At 48.1% G+C, this 16,396-nt stretch carries 17 protein-coding genes; 8 read left to right on the top strand and 9 right to left on the bottom strand.

All coding sequences use genetic code 11. The annotated features are described in order from the left end of the window. Positions 1-30 precede the first annotated feature (30 nt). The 5 genes from LHUE1_RS06985 (at position 31) to LHUE1_RS06965 (ending at position 4,506) form a co-directional block, all read left to right on the top strand. Complete coding sequence (locus LHUE1_RS06985; protein WP_049170515.1) at positions 31-348, top strand: PTS lactose/cellobiose transporter subunit IIA; 318 nt, start codon at positions 31-33, stop codon at positions 346-348. A 64-nt stretch (positions 349-412) separates the two neighbouring features. Further along, positions 413-751: a PTS sugar transporter subunit IIB gene (locus tag LHUE1_RS06980; protein ID WP_010492769.1), complete on the top strand. Its 339-nt coding sequence runs from the start codon at positions 413-415 to the stop codon at positions 749-751. A 47-nt stretch (positions 752-798) separates the two neighbouring features. Then, positions 799-2,124 carry a PTS sugar transporter subunit IIC gene (locus LHUE1_RS06975; protein ID WP_047107718.1) on the top strand — a complete coding sequence of 442 codons (1,326 nt, stop codon included), beginning with the start codon at positions 799-801 and terminating at the stop codon, positions 2,122-2,124. 95 nt (positions 2,125-2,219) lie between these two features. Next, positions 2,220-3,299 carry a M24 family metallopeptidase gene (locus tag LHUE1_RS06970; RefSeq protein WP_049170510.1) on the top strand — a complete coding sequence of 360 codons (1,080 nt, stop codon included), beginning with the start codon at positions 2,220-2,222 and terminating at the stop codon, positions 3,297-3,299. Continuing rightward, on the top strand, positions 3,286-4,506 hold the full coding sequence (locus LHUE1_RS06965) for a MalY/PatB family protein (protein ID WP_049170507.1): 1,221 nt from the start codon (positions 3,286-3,288) through the stop codon (positions 4,504-4,506). The genes LHUE1_RS06970 and LHUE1_RS06965 overlap by 14 nt, the downstream gene beginning before the upstream one ends. Positions 4,507-4,615: 109 nt before the next feature. Here LHUE1_RS06965 and LHUE1_RS06960 read toward each other — a convergent pair whose 3' ends face one another. The 4 genes from LHUE1_RS06960 to LHUE1_RS06945 all read right to left on the bottom strand — a co-directional run bounded on the left by LHUE1_RS06960 (position 4,616) and on the right by LHUE1_RS06945 (position 7,941). Next, on the bottom strand, positions 4,616-5,848 hold the full coding sequence (locus LHUE1_RS06960; protein WP_049170504.1) for a DUF2325 domain-containing protein: 1,233 nt from the start codon (positions 5,846-5,848) through the stop codon (positions 4,616-4,618). Between the two features lie 208 nt (positions 5,849-6,056). Beyond that, positions 6,057-6,917, bottom strand: coding sequence for a hypothetical protein (locus LHUE1_RS06955; RefSeq protein ID WP_049170502.1), 861 nt, complete (start codon positions 6,915-6,917; stop codon positions 6,057-6,059). A 233-nt stretch (positions 6,918-7,150) separates the two neighbouring features. Beyond that, complete coding sequence (locus LHUE1_RS06950; RefSeq protein ID WP_049170500.1) at positions 7,151-7,450, bottom strand: PTS sugar transporter subunit IIB; 300 nt, start codon at positions 7,448-7,450, stop codon at positions 7,151-7,153. Next, complete coding sequence (locus LHUE1_RS06945) at positions 7,447-7,941, bottom strand: PTS sugar transporter subunit IIA (protein ID WP_049170496.1); 495 nt, start codon at positions 7,939-7,941, stop codon at positions 7,447-7,449. Before LHUE1_RS06945 ends, LHUE1_RS06950 begins: the two co-directional genes overlap by 4 nt. A 312-nt stretch (positions 7,942-8,253) precedes the next feature. On the opposite strand from LHUE1_RS06945, the gene LHUE1_RS06940 reads away from it, so the two are divergent. From LHUE1_RS06940 to LHUE1_RS06930, 3 genes are all read left to right on the top strand, one after another. Continuing rightward, the gene (locus tag LHUE1_RS06940) at positions 8,254-9,603 is read left to right on the top strand and encodes a PTS galactitol transporter subunit IIC (protein WP_049170493.1); all 1,350 of its coding nucleotides are present in this window, start codon (positions 8,254-8,256) and stop codon (positions 9,601-9,603) included. A gap of 108 nt (positions 9,604-9,711) precedes the next feature. After that, a complete protein-coding gene (locus tag LHUE1_RS06935) occupies positions 9,712-10,515 on the top strand; it encodes an SDR family oxidoreductase (protein WP_049170490.1) in 804 nt (267 codons plus the stop codon). 78 nt (positions 10,516-10,593) lie between these two features. Beyond that, the gene (locus tag LHUE1_RS06930; RefSeq protein WP_277848195.1) at positions 10,594-11,532 is read left to right on the top strand and encodes a hexose kinase; all 939 of its coding nucleotides are present in this window, start codon (positions 10,594-10,596) and stop codon (positions 11,530-11,532) included. Between the two features lie 122 nt (positions 11,533-11,654). On the opposite strand, the gene LHUE1_RS06925 is transcribed toward LHUE1_RS06930, so the two are convergent. From LHUE1_RS06925 to LHUE1_RS06905, 5 genes are all read right to left on the bottom strand, one after another. Continuing rightward, on the bottom strand, positions 11,655-12,035 hold the full coding sequence (locus LHUE1_RS06925; protein ID WP_010492747.1) for a PTS sugar transporter subunit IIA: 381 nt from the start codon (positions 12,033-12,035) through the stop codon (positions 11,655-11,657). A gap of 141 nt (positions 12,036-12,176) precedes the next feature. Continuing rightward, entirely contained in the window at positions 12,177-12,998 is an 822-nt protein-coding gene (locus LHUE1_RS06920) for a PTS system mannose/fructose/sorbose family transporter subunit IID (RefSeq protein WP_010492745.1), read from the bottom strand. Next, the gene (locus LHUE1_RS06915; RefSeq protein WP_047107722.1) at positions 12,985-13,896 is read right to left on the bottom strand and encodes a PTS mannose/fructose/sorbose/N-acetylgalactosamine transporter subunit IIC; all 912 of its coding nucleotides are present in this window, start codon (positions 13,894-13,896) and stop codon (positions 12,985-12,987) included. Before LHUE1_RS06915 ends, LHUE1_RS06920 begins: the two co-directional genes overlap by 14 nt. 12 nt (positions 13,897-13,908) lie before the next feature. Then, positions 13,909-14,391 carry a PTS system mannose/fructose/N-acetylgalactosamine-transporter subunit IIB gene (locus LHUE1_RS06910; protein ID WP_010492740.1) on the bottom strand — a complete coding sequence of 161 codons (483 nt, stop codon included), beginning with the start codon at positions 14,389-14,391 and terminating at the stop codon, positions 13,909-13,911. 140 nt (positions 14,392-14,531) lie between these two features. Continuing rightward, complete coding sequence (locus LHUE1_RS06905) at positions 14,532-16,313, bottom strand: glycoside hydrolase family 35 protein (protein WP_049170483.1); 1,782 nt, start codon at positions 16,311-16,313, stop codon at positions 14,532-14,534. Positions 16,314-16,396 lie beyond the last annotated feature (83 nt).

Below are 16,396 nucleotides of genomic sequence, written 5' to 3'. Positions count from 1 at the left end.
ACCACTGCTGGCATTTTAAAGGAGCGTTTTATGGCAACCACCCAAGAACTTGAAATCATGCAACTCATTGCGAACGCCGGCGAAAGTAAAACCAAAGCATTCGAGGCGTTGGCAGCGGTGAAAACACGCGACTTTGACCGCGCGCGCAATTTGTTGGCGGAGTCTAAAGAAATTGATGTCGCCGCTCACAACGCCCAAACCGCCATGATCAGTCGAGAATTTGACCCTGATCATACCCCCGAACCCGTCAACTTGCTCATGGTCCACGCCCAAGACCACTACATGACTAGCCAGTTGGCGAGGGACTTGATTGAGACAATGATTGATATTTTTGAAAGCAGAGCGTGAGCAGACGCGGTTAAAAAAATTGCTATGCCAATTCCCAACACTCAAAAATAGGAGGAACTTCCAAATGCGTATTCTTTTATGTTGTGCTGGTGGCTTTTCCACCAATATGTTGATGCAAAATATGGCCAAGGTTGTGAAAGACAGCCGCAAGCTGAATGAAGCTGATTTTCACTTCAATGCCATTCCCGTCGATGGTCTGGAGGACGAAATCGATAACTATGACATCGTTTTGGTCGGGCCGCAAATCGGTCACAAAACCGGCTACATTAGCGAAATCTGCGAACCGCGGCACATTCCTTATGCCGTGATCGACAAGGACGTTTACGGTCAGATGGATGGTGCGACTGTGATGAAGCTGGCGCTGGTGACACATGCCAAATACCAGAAGAAGCACGCTGGTTAAGACTTACGATAGCGCGCCCCTGGCGAAGGAGAGGAGTAAAACCTGCGATGTTTAACAAGTTTGAAGCGTTTATGAATCGTTTTTTCATGCCGATTGCGCACAAGGTGGATAATCAACGCCACTTAAGCGCGATTAAGGCTGGAATGGTGGCGATGACGCCTTTTACCATTCTCGGTAGTATTTTCACCATCATTCCGGCGTTGCCGAATATGCTCGGACCTAAAAATGCTGTTTCGCAGTTCATTACTAGCAACGCCGCACTGTTTGATTTACCGGTCAAGTTGTCTATTGGCATGATCGGGCTATATGCCTGTTTATCCATTGCCTACAACCTCGGTAATCATTACAAGCTCTATATTCCTGGATGCGTCACCTTGTCTGGCTTTGCCTTTTTGATGATGGTCGCTACCTTCAACAAAGCCGGCCAATTAGATGTCGCCAACCTTGGCGCTCGCGGACTGTTCACCGGGATGCTGGTCGCTTTGCTGACGGTGGAACTGTATCACTGGTGCAAAACACACCACCTGACGATCAAAATGCCTGAAGGGGTACCGGATTTCGTGTCCCGTTCATTTGAGCTGATTCCGGTCACCCTCATTACCGGTGGCGCATTTATTGCCGGCCGGTTTGCTTTCTTAAACATAGCTGGCGAGTTGCCGCCAAGCATTTTGACCCGCTTCTTGGCGCCACTGGTCGGCAGTATGGACAATCCATGGGCCGTCTTAGCCCTGAACTTTGCGATCTGTACCGTCTTTTTCTTCGGTATCCACTCATCGGTTTTCTCACCAATCACCAGTCCGATTATGGTGACCTTCATCGCCGAAAATATTGCCGCGATGAATGCCGGCGAAGCCATTCCCCATTTTTACACAGCCGGCGCGGTTTCCAGCTTCTTCGGTTTTACCGGCTGCGGCATCTCGATCGGCTGCGTGGTTGCCTGCATGTTATCCAAGAGTAAACGGTATCGTAAAATCGGTAAAATCTCCCTATTCCCGGCTTTGTTCGGGATCAACGAACCGATCCTTTTCGGCGCGCCGATTATCCTGAATCCGATTATGTTCATCCCGCACGTTTTCGGTGGCGCCATCATTGGGACGTTGCCGATGTTCTTCATGCATTGGGGCTGGATTGCCAAACCGATCTTCAACCCACCGTATGTCGGCGTTTTCCTGGAAGGTTTCTTAACCAACGGCGACTACCGCACGATTTTAGCCAACGCCTTGCAACTGGTTTTGGCGGTCGCACTTTACTGGCCATTCTTTAAGGTGATGGAACGCGTTGAATTACGCGATGAAGCCAAAAAAGCTGCCCAAAAGTCAATCTTTTCAAAAGAAGACGAAGATACCTTGGCTGGATTGGATCTCGACTTTTAATCAGCCGAGTTTGCGGAAAATAGATGTTGCTAAGGGTGCCGCCTGATTGATGTGCACCCTTTTTCCAAAGGTATGTATGGAATGAGAGGAAAAGAATGAGCCACTTAACCAAGTTACAAGAAGCTCTGGAAGCCGAAGCATTAGACGCTTTGCTGCTGCATGATCGGCCAAGCAAACGCTATGTCGGTGCATTACCGGGCAGTGGCGTGTATGTGATCGTCACGCCAACGCAGGCACTGCAGCTTCACGACGGTCGTTACCGTGCTGAAGCCGCCGATACCCAAGGATTTACGAATGTCGAAGTCCCTCAAGGCAGTTATTTGCCACAATTGATCGACTGCTTAAAAACGCAAGGTAGCCAGCGCATCGGTCTAGTCAGCAGCGGCTTTTCAATCGCGGAGTATCAAGCATTAGCGTCCCAGGCATGGGCCCTCACCCTTGCCGATGATCTCGTGGCGCGGCAACGGACGGTTAAAGATGAAGCGGAAATTGCTGCGGTAACGGCTGCTTGCGCAGTTACAGACACCATTTTTGCCCAACTCCTCCCGCATATTCGGCCGGGGGTCAGCGAACAAACGCTTAGTGCCTGGCTGCATTTTTACACGTTGGAAGCAGGGGCGTCTGCGATGGCGTTTGACCCGATCGTCGCCAGCGGCCCACGAGGAGCGTTTCCGCACGGCCGGCCGACTGCTCGGCGTTTGGAGGAAGGCGAGCTGATCACGGTTGACTTCGGAGTGGTTTTCGATGACTACCAATCAGATATGACACGGACACTTGCCATCGGCTCGCCTGCTCCCGAACTGGCGGCGGTGCACGAAGCCGTTCTCACCGCCCAGCAAACCGCGATTGCCGCCATCAAGCCGGGGATGCAAGGCCGTGAAGTTGACGCAATCGCGCGGGGCGTTTTGACCGCCGCTGGTTATGGCGACTGCTTCACCCATGGTCTCGGCCACGGGCTGGGGCTAGGCGGCGATCAGCCGATTCTCAACCCGCGCAGCCAGACGATCTTACAGCCTGGCATGATCGTGACGGTCGAACCAGGCGCCTATTTGCCTGGCATTGGCGGGGTGCGAATCGAAGATGACGTGGTGATCACCGCAACCGGTGCCCGCGTTTTGAATCAAACACCGCGCCATTTAATCCAACTGGAGGTTGTGGAAAATGAGCCAGTTTGACACCCTTTTCGACCGCAAAGCCGGCAATGCGCGCAAGTGGGCTGATCAGGTGCTCGCTGAAAAATTCGGCCTAACGCCAGATGCGATTCCCATGGATCTGGCCGATTTAGACTTTCCAGTTGCTCCGCCGATTCACCAAGCTATGATGGCGCGGGCGGCAGTGCCAGACTATAGCTATACCTATATTCCTGAAGCTTTTTACACCGCCGTCATCGCCTGGAATGCCCGTCGATTCGGGCTGAAGCTTGAAAAAGACTGGATCAAGCTGAGCTATGGCACCGTCCCGACACTACACTATCTTGTCCAAGCCTTTACGGCACCCGGTGAGGCGGTTTTAATCAACACCCCTGCCTACGATCCTTTCGCCGAAGCGGTTCAGAACAATCACCGCCAGCTCGTGACCAGCCCATTGGCGATTAAGGAAGGCCGCTACTTCTTTGATTTCGCCGACATGACGACCAAAATGCAACGCCCTGATGTCAAGTTATTCATTCTCTGCAGCCCCCAAAATCCCTCCGGTCGGGTCTGGACGGCGGCGGAACTGGCGAAAGTAGCTGAGCTCTGCCGACAACATCATGTTTTACTGATCAGCGATGAAATTCACCGCGATATTGTTTATCCCGGCGTCAACTTTACCAGCATTTGGCAAGCCGACCCAGCTATTCAGTCGCAATGCATTCTCTGTTTGTCACCCAACAAAGCCTTTAATTTAGGTGGTCTGAAGACATCCTATGTGGTCATTCCCGATCCCGCAATTCGGGCGCGGCTCAGCCAACAATTCAGCGCCAACTCGATCACCTCACCCAACAGTTTTGCCGTTCCAGCGCTTATCGCCGCGTACACAGACTGCGATGCTTGGTTAGATGAGATGGTCGCTTATGTCGCTGCCAATTTTGACTATTTAAAAACGCGCCTCGCCGCGATTTCCGAGATGAAGGTAATGCCAGCCGAATCTGGTTTTCTAGCTTGGATTGACACGCATCGGCTTTTCCCTGACGAGACCAGCATGAAACAGTTCTTCACCGCAGCTGACTTATCCTGCGTTGTCGGCAGCTATTTTGTGGCTGATGGCGAAGGCTTTGTCCGCCTCAACATCGGCATGCCGCGCCCCTTGCTCAAGGAAGCGCTGGATCGCATCATCGCTAACTATGCTGAATGGCCAGCAATGGAAGAAGACTCCTGTAAAATTGCCCGAAACACAGAATAATGACAAAAAATGGATCCTAGCAGACTAAATTACGTCTCGCTAGGATCCATTTTTTACACTTATGATTAATGATGCTGAGCACTCGCCATCATTCAGAAAACAAAGCTAACTATGCTTCATAATCCATCGCTGGCGTCTTAGCTTCATTAGGAAAATGACGCTTGTACCATTGAAGCATGTTGCGCTCATTGGTGTTCTTGGCCATCCAGATCGGCTTGCCGATGCGTTTCGCCTCATCTTTGGCCGCAAACATCTGGCCATGGTCGACAAAATCAGTCGGTACAATGACCACATCGGCTTTTTGCACTTTTTTCTTTAACATGGCGTTGGAGTCTGAGCGCGGCGATAAAATCAGCTTGCCGCCGCGTTCTTCCACGTTGCGCTTAACTTTACGCGGCATGCCAGAATTTTCGATGCAGACTAACAACAGTTGCTTGTTGGCAAATACCTGTTGTAGTGCGCGTTGCTTCCGTTTGGCCGGTTTATTGACCGTAGCTTTGTATTGCGTTTGACGACTCGCAGCCGTCTCGTGATTAGACTCCGTATCGCTCGCTTTGGCAAACTTTTGCTTCATGCGGGTGGCCACTGCGGCCGAATTCGTGTAGCGCCAAATGATTTTGCCATCAATTTCCTGACCGCGGCGATAGGCATAGTCGATGTAGTCGCCCGGCTTCAGCTTAAATAGCATCACATCATAATCGCCCAAAAGCAATTGCTGTGTGGTTTCATGTTCCGGTGATTTAAATTCAATGTACCAGCGCTTCACATCTTGGCGGAAGACGGCAGGTAGAAACTTCAGCCGCACAATATCGGTCGGCAACGGATCGCGCTTCAGTGTCGTCATTTTATAATTCATTGAATCGCCATCTTTATACTCATCTGCTCTCACCCAGTCGCCGTTTTCCGGTGGGTTCGACATTTTATGTAGCTTACTTTCAGAGACTTTAATGGACCCGACATGGCCACCATTCAAATCCAAATGGAACCGGCCAATATACGACTTGTGATTATTCAGCCAGTGTTCTGACAACAACGGCACTTCAGGCTCGCTGCTGACTTTAGGCTGTTGCGGCACCTGCTCGTGTTTTTCTACTTGCGTGGTGACGATCGGTTTTGGAGCGGGAGATTCAATGGTTGTTTCTTCAGAAGTTGTTGCCAGTTCTTGCTTAGTAGGTGTCTCAGACGGCGTTGCAACGAAATCGATTGCAGCGACATCATTGAGGATTTTGAGCAAATCTTGAATGTCTTGAGTTGTTTTCTGAATATTCTCGGTCGTTAATTCAGCCGTTTTAGCTGTCACTTGGTGCTTGAGCAATTCAATGATCTTTAGTTTGTCATCCATTCAGATACCTGCTTTCATTTTAAAAGTGACTTTCTCCATTGTACTGTTATTGAAAAGATTACAAAAGCATTCTACCTTAAATTTTTCAAAAAAATGTGATGTATCCAATAAGAGCAACGCTATCGTGTCATTTCGTCCATCATACTCGCAAAAACAGCACCCGCATACCGCCAATTCTGCATCGTGGTATGCGGGTGTTGAACGTGCACTACTTTTTATCGTCTTTTCGGGGATGGATATTCAGCTCGTGGGCAAGATCATATTCGAATAGTTCGTAGCCGCCCATGGCATCGTGAACTTCAACCCCCTTAGGAAAGAGGGCCAGATTGGTTTCTTGTGAACTACCCATCCCTGGCAGCCCCGGAGAAGATTGATTAAGGGTATATCGATACGGCACGAGATCCGTTAATTCGTTTTTGAGCTTTTCAAGATTTCTTTTTTCCGTGGTCCTCACGAAAATGCGGGTTGTATCCAGCGGCTTAAACGCATCGATGGGCAAGGCGTCAAGTGCCGTGATAGCATCCAAATCAAGCAAGGCATCCCAATGAGCGGTAATAGCGGTCGCAATATTGGGCACCACGCTGAAATAGATCGACAAATAATCATCCAAGACGATCACATATGCACCCGCACTTCTGGCAGTATGTGTTCGGAGGGAATCAATTTGTTGAAAGCCATTATCCTGACAAAATTCCATGATTTCGTCTTCATACCGTGCACGCTTCCGCCGTTTCACTTTTGGAATGAAAGTATCGAAAAGCTGCTGAGCTTCATCGCGATGCTGAAGCCATTGGGATTTGTTGATGAGTGGATAATAGTCCGGATAACGACGTTGAAGTTGCTCTAGTGGCAAACGCGAAGTCAGATTAGTCACTTCAAAGGCTTCTTTCTCATTAATCCAGTCCCCCGGACGCCGCAAAAAGCCATTGACTTTAATCCATCGACGATTTTTCAAAGCATAATTAAATAATAATCGTTTTCTGATCGTTAAGTCGAGCGGTTCAAAAAAGTTATCACGGGTGATATGCGTAGCTTCAGCGGATGCAAGCGTCACACCAAAATATTTCAAACATAAACACCTCCCACTTTAAGTAAACGATCACAGTTCCCTTTTTTCAATAAAAAAAAGAGGGCTATCCCTCTTTTTAATTTCTGAAAGTTTCAGATCATTAAAAGCATAACCAACATGCTTCATCCTCATGTTCATTTAGCAAAACAACACAGTACGATCATACCATGTTTGAGTGGCAATTCAAGATACTGAACTCGCTTGTTATCAGTTAGCCATGAGAATCCAATCCGCTAAGCCTTAGGTTTCAAATCAAGCGCATCAATGACTTTTTGAACGAGCTCATCTTCACCCACACCGGTTAAAAATGGTAGCCCGTTTAAAACTGGCACGCCAATGTCCTCTGTGAATTTTCCAGTCGTGATAGCTAGATCAAACTGATCAGCCTTGGAACGCAGCTGGGGGATTGAGGTTTGATCCATTGATACCTGGGCAGCATCAATGCCTTTTGCCTTAAGCTTTTCCTCTAAGGCATTCCGAGCAACAGTTGACGTCGCAATTCCTGATCCACACGCTACGATAATTTTCTTCATTTTAATTGCTCCTTTTCTCCTGTATCAACGGTGACATCACGAAACATGTCTTCAAGCCGGTTAAATAATTCGTCATCACTCTTTGCATCAAGTAGTCCTTGCAATGTCGCCTGATTCTGAACGATGCCCATCAAATCCTTCAACAATGTCACTTCAGCATGTGGCTCATTGACCGCTAACATGAAAATTAACCGCACTGCCAGATCTTCTTCCGGATCGCCCATATTTTTAAAAACAATAGGCTCCTTCAACGTTGCGACAGAAATCGTTCCGCGATTAACATTGGTCCAATCAGCATGTGGAATGGCAACCATAATGCCACCCGTAGGCAAACCAGTGGGAAATTGGTGTTCGCGGTTCACCACCGCATCAACAAATGAAGATTTAACATACTGATTTTTAACCATTGCCGCTGCCATTGACTTCAATGCATCGTCAGCGTCTAGAAACGTTGCATTCCGATGAATCAGATTCTTGTTTAACAATGCCATCTTGATCACGCTCCATCCCTTTAATCGGTTTATAGAGCCATCATAGTCGCTAATCCAGATTAATGCAAGCGCTTACCCTAATATTAAATTCACTAACTTTTAAATTATTTAAGCGCTTTTCCTTGGGTATATACCGAAATATTCGAACAAATAGCTTGCATTTTTCCCAGAAGTGTTTATCATCATTCGTGTAAGGGCTTTCACTAATCGGCGGAAAATTCATGACGGTCACGGTCTGGTCTTCTTTTAATGGACAATCGTTATAATCTCTGTCTTTTAGGTTGGGAATTTTAACTTTTAGGAGGTAGCACCATGCAAGTCATCCAATACATTGTTGATTTGGGACCAAGCGTCATGATTCCGATCATCATTTTCATACTGGGCATTTCCTTGCGCCAGGGCATTGGCAAATCACTACGCGCCGGGATCTCAATTGGGATTGGCTTTGTCGGGATTAATTTGGTCATTTCGCTTTTGACCGATAATCTTGGCAAAGCCGCTGAAGCAATGGCGAAAAACTTTAATTTAGGGCTAAGCGTTGTTGATATCGGCTGGCCCGGGACCTCGCCAATGGCATGGGCATCAGCCATGGGGTTGATTGCCATTCCAGTTGCCATCGCCGTCAACGTGGTCATGCTGCTCACACGCATGACCAAGGTGGTAAACGTTGATATATGGAACATTTGGCATATGGCATTTACGGGCGCCATTGTCCAACTGGCTACTGGCAGTTTTACTTGGGGGATCGTTGCTATCTGCATTCATGCAGCAATTGCCTATAAATTAGGTGACATTTTCAAGCCGGTCACAGATAACTTTTTCGGACTGGAAGGAATCTCTATTCCACACGGGACTTCTGCGTATATGGGCATTTTTGCCAAACCAATTGATGATTTGATCGAAGCTATCCCGGGTTTAAATAAGATTACGATTACTTCTAAAACTGTCGAAGAGCGATTTGGCGTTTTAGGCCAACCCTCCATTATCGGTGCGATTCTAGGTGTCATTATCGGGTTATTGGCTAAGTTCCCAATCGGTAAATCATTGCAGTTGGGAATCCAGATGGCGGCAGTCATGGTATTGATGCCCGTTGTCGTTAAATTCATCATGGAAGGCCTTATCCCGATTTCACAAGGTGCCAAAGTCATCATGGACAAGCATTTTAAAGGCGGTTCGTTCACAATCGGGATGGATCCGGCTTTGTTGCTTGGTAATTCAGACGTTATTGCAGCCGGACTTTTGTTCGTTCCGATTACCTTGTTGATTGCCGTTCTTGTTCCCGGAAATCGCGTCCTGCCCTTTGGCGACTTAGCAACAATCGGCTTTTTCATCGCTATTGCGACAGGAGTTCACAAAGGAAATATTTTCCGCACCTTGATCTCTGGCTCGGTGATCATGTTCATCACTATCTGGATTTCAAATCAGATGTATCCATTAGAAATTGCGCTTGGTCACGCAACAAACTTACTGGCAAAAGGCAAGCAAGTCTCCTCGCTTGACCAAGCCGGATCGCCGATCACTTATTTGTTAACCAAAGGCTTCACTGGACAGGTCGGCATTGGGTTTATCGTGATCGCTATTCTTTTCATCGGTGCATTCGCATACACGTACATCGCCTACAAGCGTCAGCGGCTTTATGTAACTGATGATAAGGAAAAATAACTTTCGATTTTGGGTTCGTTGAGAAATATTTTAGAGTGTTCATCGGCGAATAAGCTTCTGCGTATCCGCGCTGATTCACGCTCACACTTATTTAGGAGGAATTAAATTATGGCTACTGATTGGTTGAATATTGATGGTCGGGTATTTGTTGTAACGGGTGGTTCATCAGGAATTGGCGATGCGATTGTTAAAGATCTGCTCAGCAATCACGCTAAAGTCATCAACGCCGATCTTAAGGAAGGCAGCTTTAAGGATGATAACCTGCTGTTTGTTCAGACAGATGTCACCAAGCGGGATCAGGTAGAGCATATGGTCAAAGTTGCTAAAGAAAAGTTCGGCCAGATTGACGGCTTAGTTAATAATGCCGGTATTAATATTCCGCGAATTCTGACTGATCCAACCGATCCGGATGGCAAATATGTGATTGATGAAGCTAATTTTGACAAGATGTTTACCATTAACGTCAAAAGTGTCTGGCTTTGCTCTTCCATCATCGTCAAAGAGTTGGTCAAGCAACATAAAGGGGTCATTGTTAATATGTCATCCGAATCTGGATTGGAAGGTTCGCAAGGTGCAGGAATTTATTCCGGTACAAAAGGTGCTATCAATGGCTTTACCCGTGCATGGGCTAAAGAACTGGGACAATATAACGTTCGTATGATCGGCGTTGCTCCTGGTGTTCTGGAGGCCACAGGTTTACGGACACTTTCCTATGAGGAAGGACTAGCCTACTCACGCCATGAAACTGTTGAACAGTTGCGGGCAGGTTACGCAAAAACATCAACTATTCCATTGGGCCGCAGCGGTAAGTTATCCGAAGTTGCCGATTTGGTCACTTATTTCCTCTCCGACCGTTCGAGTTATATGACAGGTCAAACTGTCAATGTTTCCGGTGGTAAATCGCGTGGATAATCGCGTTTAGCTGAGAAACCGTGATCAATAAAAAGCCGATTCTTTGTAGCATCGGCTTTTGTTATGGAGGCAATTAATATGATTTTGACAGTCACTTTAAATCCATCGATCGATGTCGCTTATCCCTTAGAACACTTAGCCATCGATACCGTTAATCGTGTTAAGAACGTCCGTAAAACTGCGGGCGGCAAGGGGCTTAATGTTTCACGCGTCATTCACCAACTTCATCATGACATCCTCGCTACTGGTTTCATTGGTGGTTACTTCGGCCAGTGGCTACAACATCAACTTGATACAGAAGGGATTCAGCACGAATTTTTATCGATTCACGCAGAGACTCGAAGTTCGATTGCGATTTTACATGATCAAGGAAATCAAACTGAAATTCTTGAAGCTGGTCCATTCATTACCAAACCGGACGCTGAGAAGTTTCTGATGCATTTTGACCAGTTGTTGACCCAGGCAGACTTAGTCACGATCTCTGGTTCGCTACCACAAGGATTGCCGGAAACTTATTATACGTTGCTGATTGCACATGCCCAGCACCAAAACGTCCCTGTTCTGCTCGATACATCTGGTGCTACCCTTCGCCATGCACTCGAAGCTCCGCTTAAACCGAAGCTGATTAAGCCTAATGATGAAGAATTAGGCGGGTTACTCAGACATCATGTTGATAAAACCGACTTTAATGCACTCAAGCAGGACTTGCAGGAACCGATCTTCAGTGACGTTGAATGGGTCGTCGTCTCGTTGGGTGCCCGGGGTGCTTTTGCCAAGCATGGTGATAAATTCTACCACGCCGTTATCCCCAAAATTAACGTGGTAAATCCTGTTGGTTTTGGTGATGCAACACTCGCTGGACTGGCAATCAGTATCCACGACAATCAGTCCGACGAAGCCATTTTGAAAACAGCCATGACAACGGGGATGCTGAATACGATGCAGGCAAAAACGGGCTTTGTTGATCCAACGCAATTTCAACCTTACTTCGATCAGGTTACCATCGAGCCATATTGACAAATAAATGAAAAATCGACGAGTTATTTCAGGACAAATAGACAGCCGCGCCTCCCCTGTTCAGATACGAAAAAAGCCCGCATCCAACCGGACACAGGCTTTCCTCAGTCATTCAAAACTGACTAGTGTTTCACGATATCGTTGATATAAACTACGCCAGCTTTACCGTCGCCTAGCAGATCAGGCTTCATGTCCAGCATTTGGGCATTCAAGTAGCTGATGACCATTGGCAGGTTCATGCCGGCATAAAGGTCGAAGTTGCCGCCTTCTGCCAACACCCGGGCAGCGACGTTGTTGGGGGTGCCGCCTTTGAGATCGGCTAGCACGGTAACATCATCGGCCCCTTCGATTGCGGCTTTGAACTTGGCTTGAAAATCTTCAGGTCCTTCGTTCGGCAGCAACGCAACTGTCGCGATATCATCTTGTGGTCCCATGATCATTTCGGCACTCTTTTTGAGTTCCTCGCATAACTGACCATGACTGATTAAAACTAATTTGCTCATCTCGTAAAACTCCTTTAACATGCGCCGGTCCAACCGACCGCGGTTCATGATGATTTAAAATCGCATGACTGTTTAATGATACCTGCAATCAGATATGGCTGGAGCAGCTCATGCTTACAACTAAAACTTTAACGTACTTGATTAGCCTTTTGCAATGACACCCAAGGCGGACAGTGCAATGGATACGAACAAGACGATGAAGATTGCCCGAGTCGAGGTCATGTGCTTACGGCCAAGCAGCCAGTAGATGGCACCCACGATCAAAGCTGGTAACAGCTTAGGAATAATCATATCCGAATACTTCTGGAAGTCCAATGGCACATTGCCGATCTTTGGTGCAAAGGCGAACTTAACGTTAATCATGGTTGCAACCAACGCGCCAACCATGAAGACCCCCATGATCGTTGCGGCATTGGTCAGAGCAGCCAAACGATGCGACATGGTGGTAACTAAGGAAACCCCTTCGTTATACGCAATCCGTAACTGTTTCCACCGGAAGACCATGATGGCAACTTGGGCGGCGATCCAGATGAACACCCCAACTGGGTTACCTTCTTGCGCCATGTTAGCCGCAATGGCTCCGAAAATGGCAGGAATCAAAGCAGCGAAGATTGAATCCCCAATGGAAGCGAAGGAACCCATTAACCCGGTTTTCATACCAACGACGGTTTCTTCGCCGGCGATACCTTCTTTTTCTTCGACTGACAAGTCAATCCCGGTGATGATGGTGTTGAAGAAGTTAGACGTGTTGAAGAACTGGGTGTGCGTCTTCATCATTTTCTTCAGTTCAGGTGTGCCATCACCATAAATCTTCCGCAGTTGTGGCAGGATCGTGTACAAGTAACCTGATGCCTGCATTCGTTCGTAGTTCCAACCCAACTGGAAGCCGAACAAGCTACGCCGATTAATCTGCCGGAAATCTTTATCCGTTAATTTGTAAGTGGGTTTATTAGAGTTCATCATCGGTGATTTCCCCCTCTTCATTGGTATTCTTCTTCGGTGCAGAACCGCTTTCACCGCTACCGCCACCAGTGCTATCGTGCAGTGCTGTTGACTGCTGGTAAGCAATCGCAGCAAAGGCAAAGGCAATGAATGCCATCGCTAACATGGACAGGCCATTGAAGTTTGCCGTGAATTTCTTGGTAACTTCAGTCATCGCCGTACCCAACATCTGGACACTGCCAAACAGCGTTGTGAAAAGCATCGTGAAGGTGAAACCAAGGAATAGATAAGCAAAGTGCTTCTTAACTGGCAGGTAGTGAAGCAGGATCGCAAACCCGACAGCCGGTAGAACTGCCCCGGCAGTCGTGAGCCCGTCGCCTAACCATTTCCAACTTGTGTTCAAGACATGTGCCACGTTGGTAACAAAGCCGCCACCAAAGGAAAGCGCCAAACCAACCGGAATCATCCGTGACAGTGCCCATGGAAGTGCACCGGCAAGGAAGTAACGTTCGATACCTTTGTAGTTATATTCGTCAACCATCTTATCAATCCGATGTGCAAAGAAGGTGTTGGCAAAACGTGCTAAGATATCGGTCTGAATCATGATACTTGCAACTGGAACCGCAATCGCAGCAACCGCTGCAGCCGGCTTCATCCCTGAACTAACGGAGAAAGCCGTTGCCAGGATCGTCCCGGAGTTCGCATCGATTTTAGATGCCCCACCGAATGTGCCGACCCCTAAAACCATCAACTGAACGGACGCACCGATCATCAAACCGGCTTTCATGTCGCCCATGACTAAACCTGATACTAACCCGGCAAAAACCGGTGAACTCATGGCTGAATAAATTTGCAGTTCATCAAGGATTTGATAACCTGCATATAATGTTAAAAGTGCTATTTGCCACCATGCAATCATTGTTGACTCCCCCTATCCTTTTTTGAGCAGCGTCATGAAATCTGCTGCGGGATCCCCCGGAACCATTTGTGCAATCAAGTGAACACCAGCGGCATCCAGCTTCTTGAAGGTCTCAACGTCATCATCAACCACATTGATTGACTTGGTAATGGACCGAGTCTGATCTGTCTGGGACATATTGCCGACGTTCAATTCCTTAATCGGCACGCCAGCTTCGACTAAGGCCAAAAATGTTTCCGGCCGTTTTGCGACAATGAAAACCCGCTGAGAATCATATTTGTGGTTCAAAATGTGGTTAGCAGCGGTCTTAACGTCAAGAACTGACAACCGAACTGTTTCCGGGGTCGCCATCCGCAACCCACTTTTATCGATGTCACTCTTGGATGCTGCCTCATCGACAACGATAATTCGGGTCGCACCCAGTTTGGTGGTCCAAAGGTTGGCAACCTGGCCATGGACCAGGCGACCATCAATACGTGCTGCAATAATAGCCATTTTCTACTCCTCCTCATCATGCGTGAGCGTGAACCGGCGCGGTTAGAAACCGGGGTGTAAGTGGCCTTGGGCGTGATGGCCCGAACTTAGGCCATTGCGACCAAGGTCCTTACACGCAGGTTTCTGCGCTGGCGAACGCGTTAAGGTTCTACAAATATCGGGTGGTCAGCCATTTTCAAGCTTTCGGCATAGCGGCCTTCGGTTTCAAACACGATGACCTCATTTTGCCCGGCATGCAGGAGTCCCGCTGGCACATACAGTGACAACGTGGGTCCCTTCTCCCAGAACCTGCCGACATTGACACCATTAACCAGCATCACTCCTTTACCGAATCCGCGACAATCCAGATAAGTATCGTGCGGCTCTGTCAGATCAAACGTGTATTTGTAAAACGCCGGCGTTTCAGGCTGCCAATCTTTTGAAAAGTCCAGTTCTGGCGCCTGATTCAAGTCCAGCGGGTACTGCTGATAACCTTTGATAAAATGCAGGTCAACCATCACACCGGTTCGAATGCCCTTAAACTGGGTAATCGCTTCAATTTTGGCACCGTAGTTAACCCGGCTCATATCTTCGACCAACAAATCAAGCTGGTGATGGCCTTCAACCTGTGGCAATAAAATGTCATCGCCTATGGCTTCCTGATATTGGGTCGCCAACCAGTGCCGATCCAAATAAGCTTGAACCCGATCGCGGGCATCAATCACCCGCAATTTGGCCGGCGTCCCTTTGTCAGTGCCACTAATCAACGGCTGCGCGCGGTACAAGGTATAACCCGTGTACTGGCCCAAAAACTCTTGAGTTTGCGGATAGGCGGCTGCGACCGGCTTAGCAAGCTGATCAAGCACCGCAAACAACGAAACCTTGGCCGTCAGCGGGTGTTCAGCCGGCGCCATAATCGGTTTAACCAGCGGCTCGGCTTGCTGAATGTCCGGTAAGACCTCATGAAGCATTTTTTGAATGGCAAAATACTTCGGGGTAGGATTGCCTTGTTCATTGAGCGGGGCGTCATAATCGTAGGAGGTCACCTGAGGCAAATCGTGATCCTTACGTGCGGACGTGCCATTCATGAACCCGAAATTGGTGCCACCATGAAACATGTAGAGATTGACACTGCCGCGCTCAATAACCGCTCGCAAATCCTCGGCCGTTTCGTCAGGATCGCGGCGAATGATCGGCTCACCCCAGCGATTGAACCAGCCATCCCAAAATTCCATGCACATGAGCGGCCAATCCTGACCATGCGCCTGATGAAATGCTGCCAATCGATCAAAGTTCTTATCGGCTGCCGAGCCGAAGTTGCCGGTTGCCAGAATACCATCGTTGATCATACTGCCGGCATTTAACGTTGCTGACCACGGTCCGTCTGAGGTGAACAATGGTACATCCACACCATGTTTCTTCATCAATTCGGCAAGCGCCGCTAGGTAATCGTGGTCTTCACCGTATGAGCCGTACTCATTTTCCACCTGCATCATCAGGACGTTGCCGCCATGGGTGACTTGATGATTAACCAGATGCGGCATTAACGCTGCATAATAACGATCAATCGCTTGCAGATAATTTGGATCATCGGTGCGCAACCGCATGGACTTGGTCAACAGCCATGCCGGGAACCCACCGAATTCCCATTCGGCACAAATATACGGTGACGGACGCACAATCGCGTACAGGCCAAGATCTTCAGCCACATCCAGAAAATGTTCAATATCGAGGATGCCGCTGAAATCAAACTCGCCTTCGCGATACTCATGTAAGTTCCACGGCACATACGTTTCAACCGTGTTAAAGCCCAGTGCTTTCAGGTTATACAAACTATGATACCAATCGTCTGGATGAACCCGAAAATAATGAATTGCGCCAGATAAGATCTTGAACGGCTTGCCATCCAACATAAAATCATGCTCGATCGAAAAAGTCGTCATGAAGGCCTGGCCCCCTTTCATTCATAACAGCTGTCCTGCTAACACCATTTAGTTTCACACATTAGTCCCGATTTTCACAGGTT

The sequence above is a fragment of the Lacticaseibacillus huelsenbergensis genome (genome assembly GCF_029726355.1).
In the GTDB taxonomy this organism is placed as follows: Bacteria; Bacillota; Bacilli; order Lactobacillales; family Lactobacillaceae; genus Lacticaseibacillus; species Lacticaseibacillus casei.
Note: the sequence above shows the minus strand (reverse complement) of the source record. Positions and strands in the feature narration are given on the sequence as shown.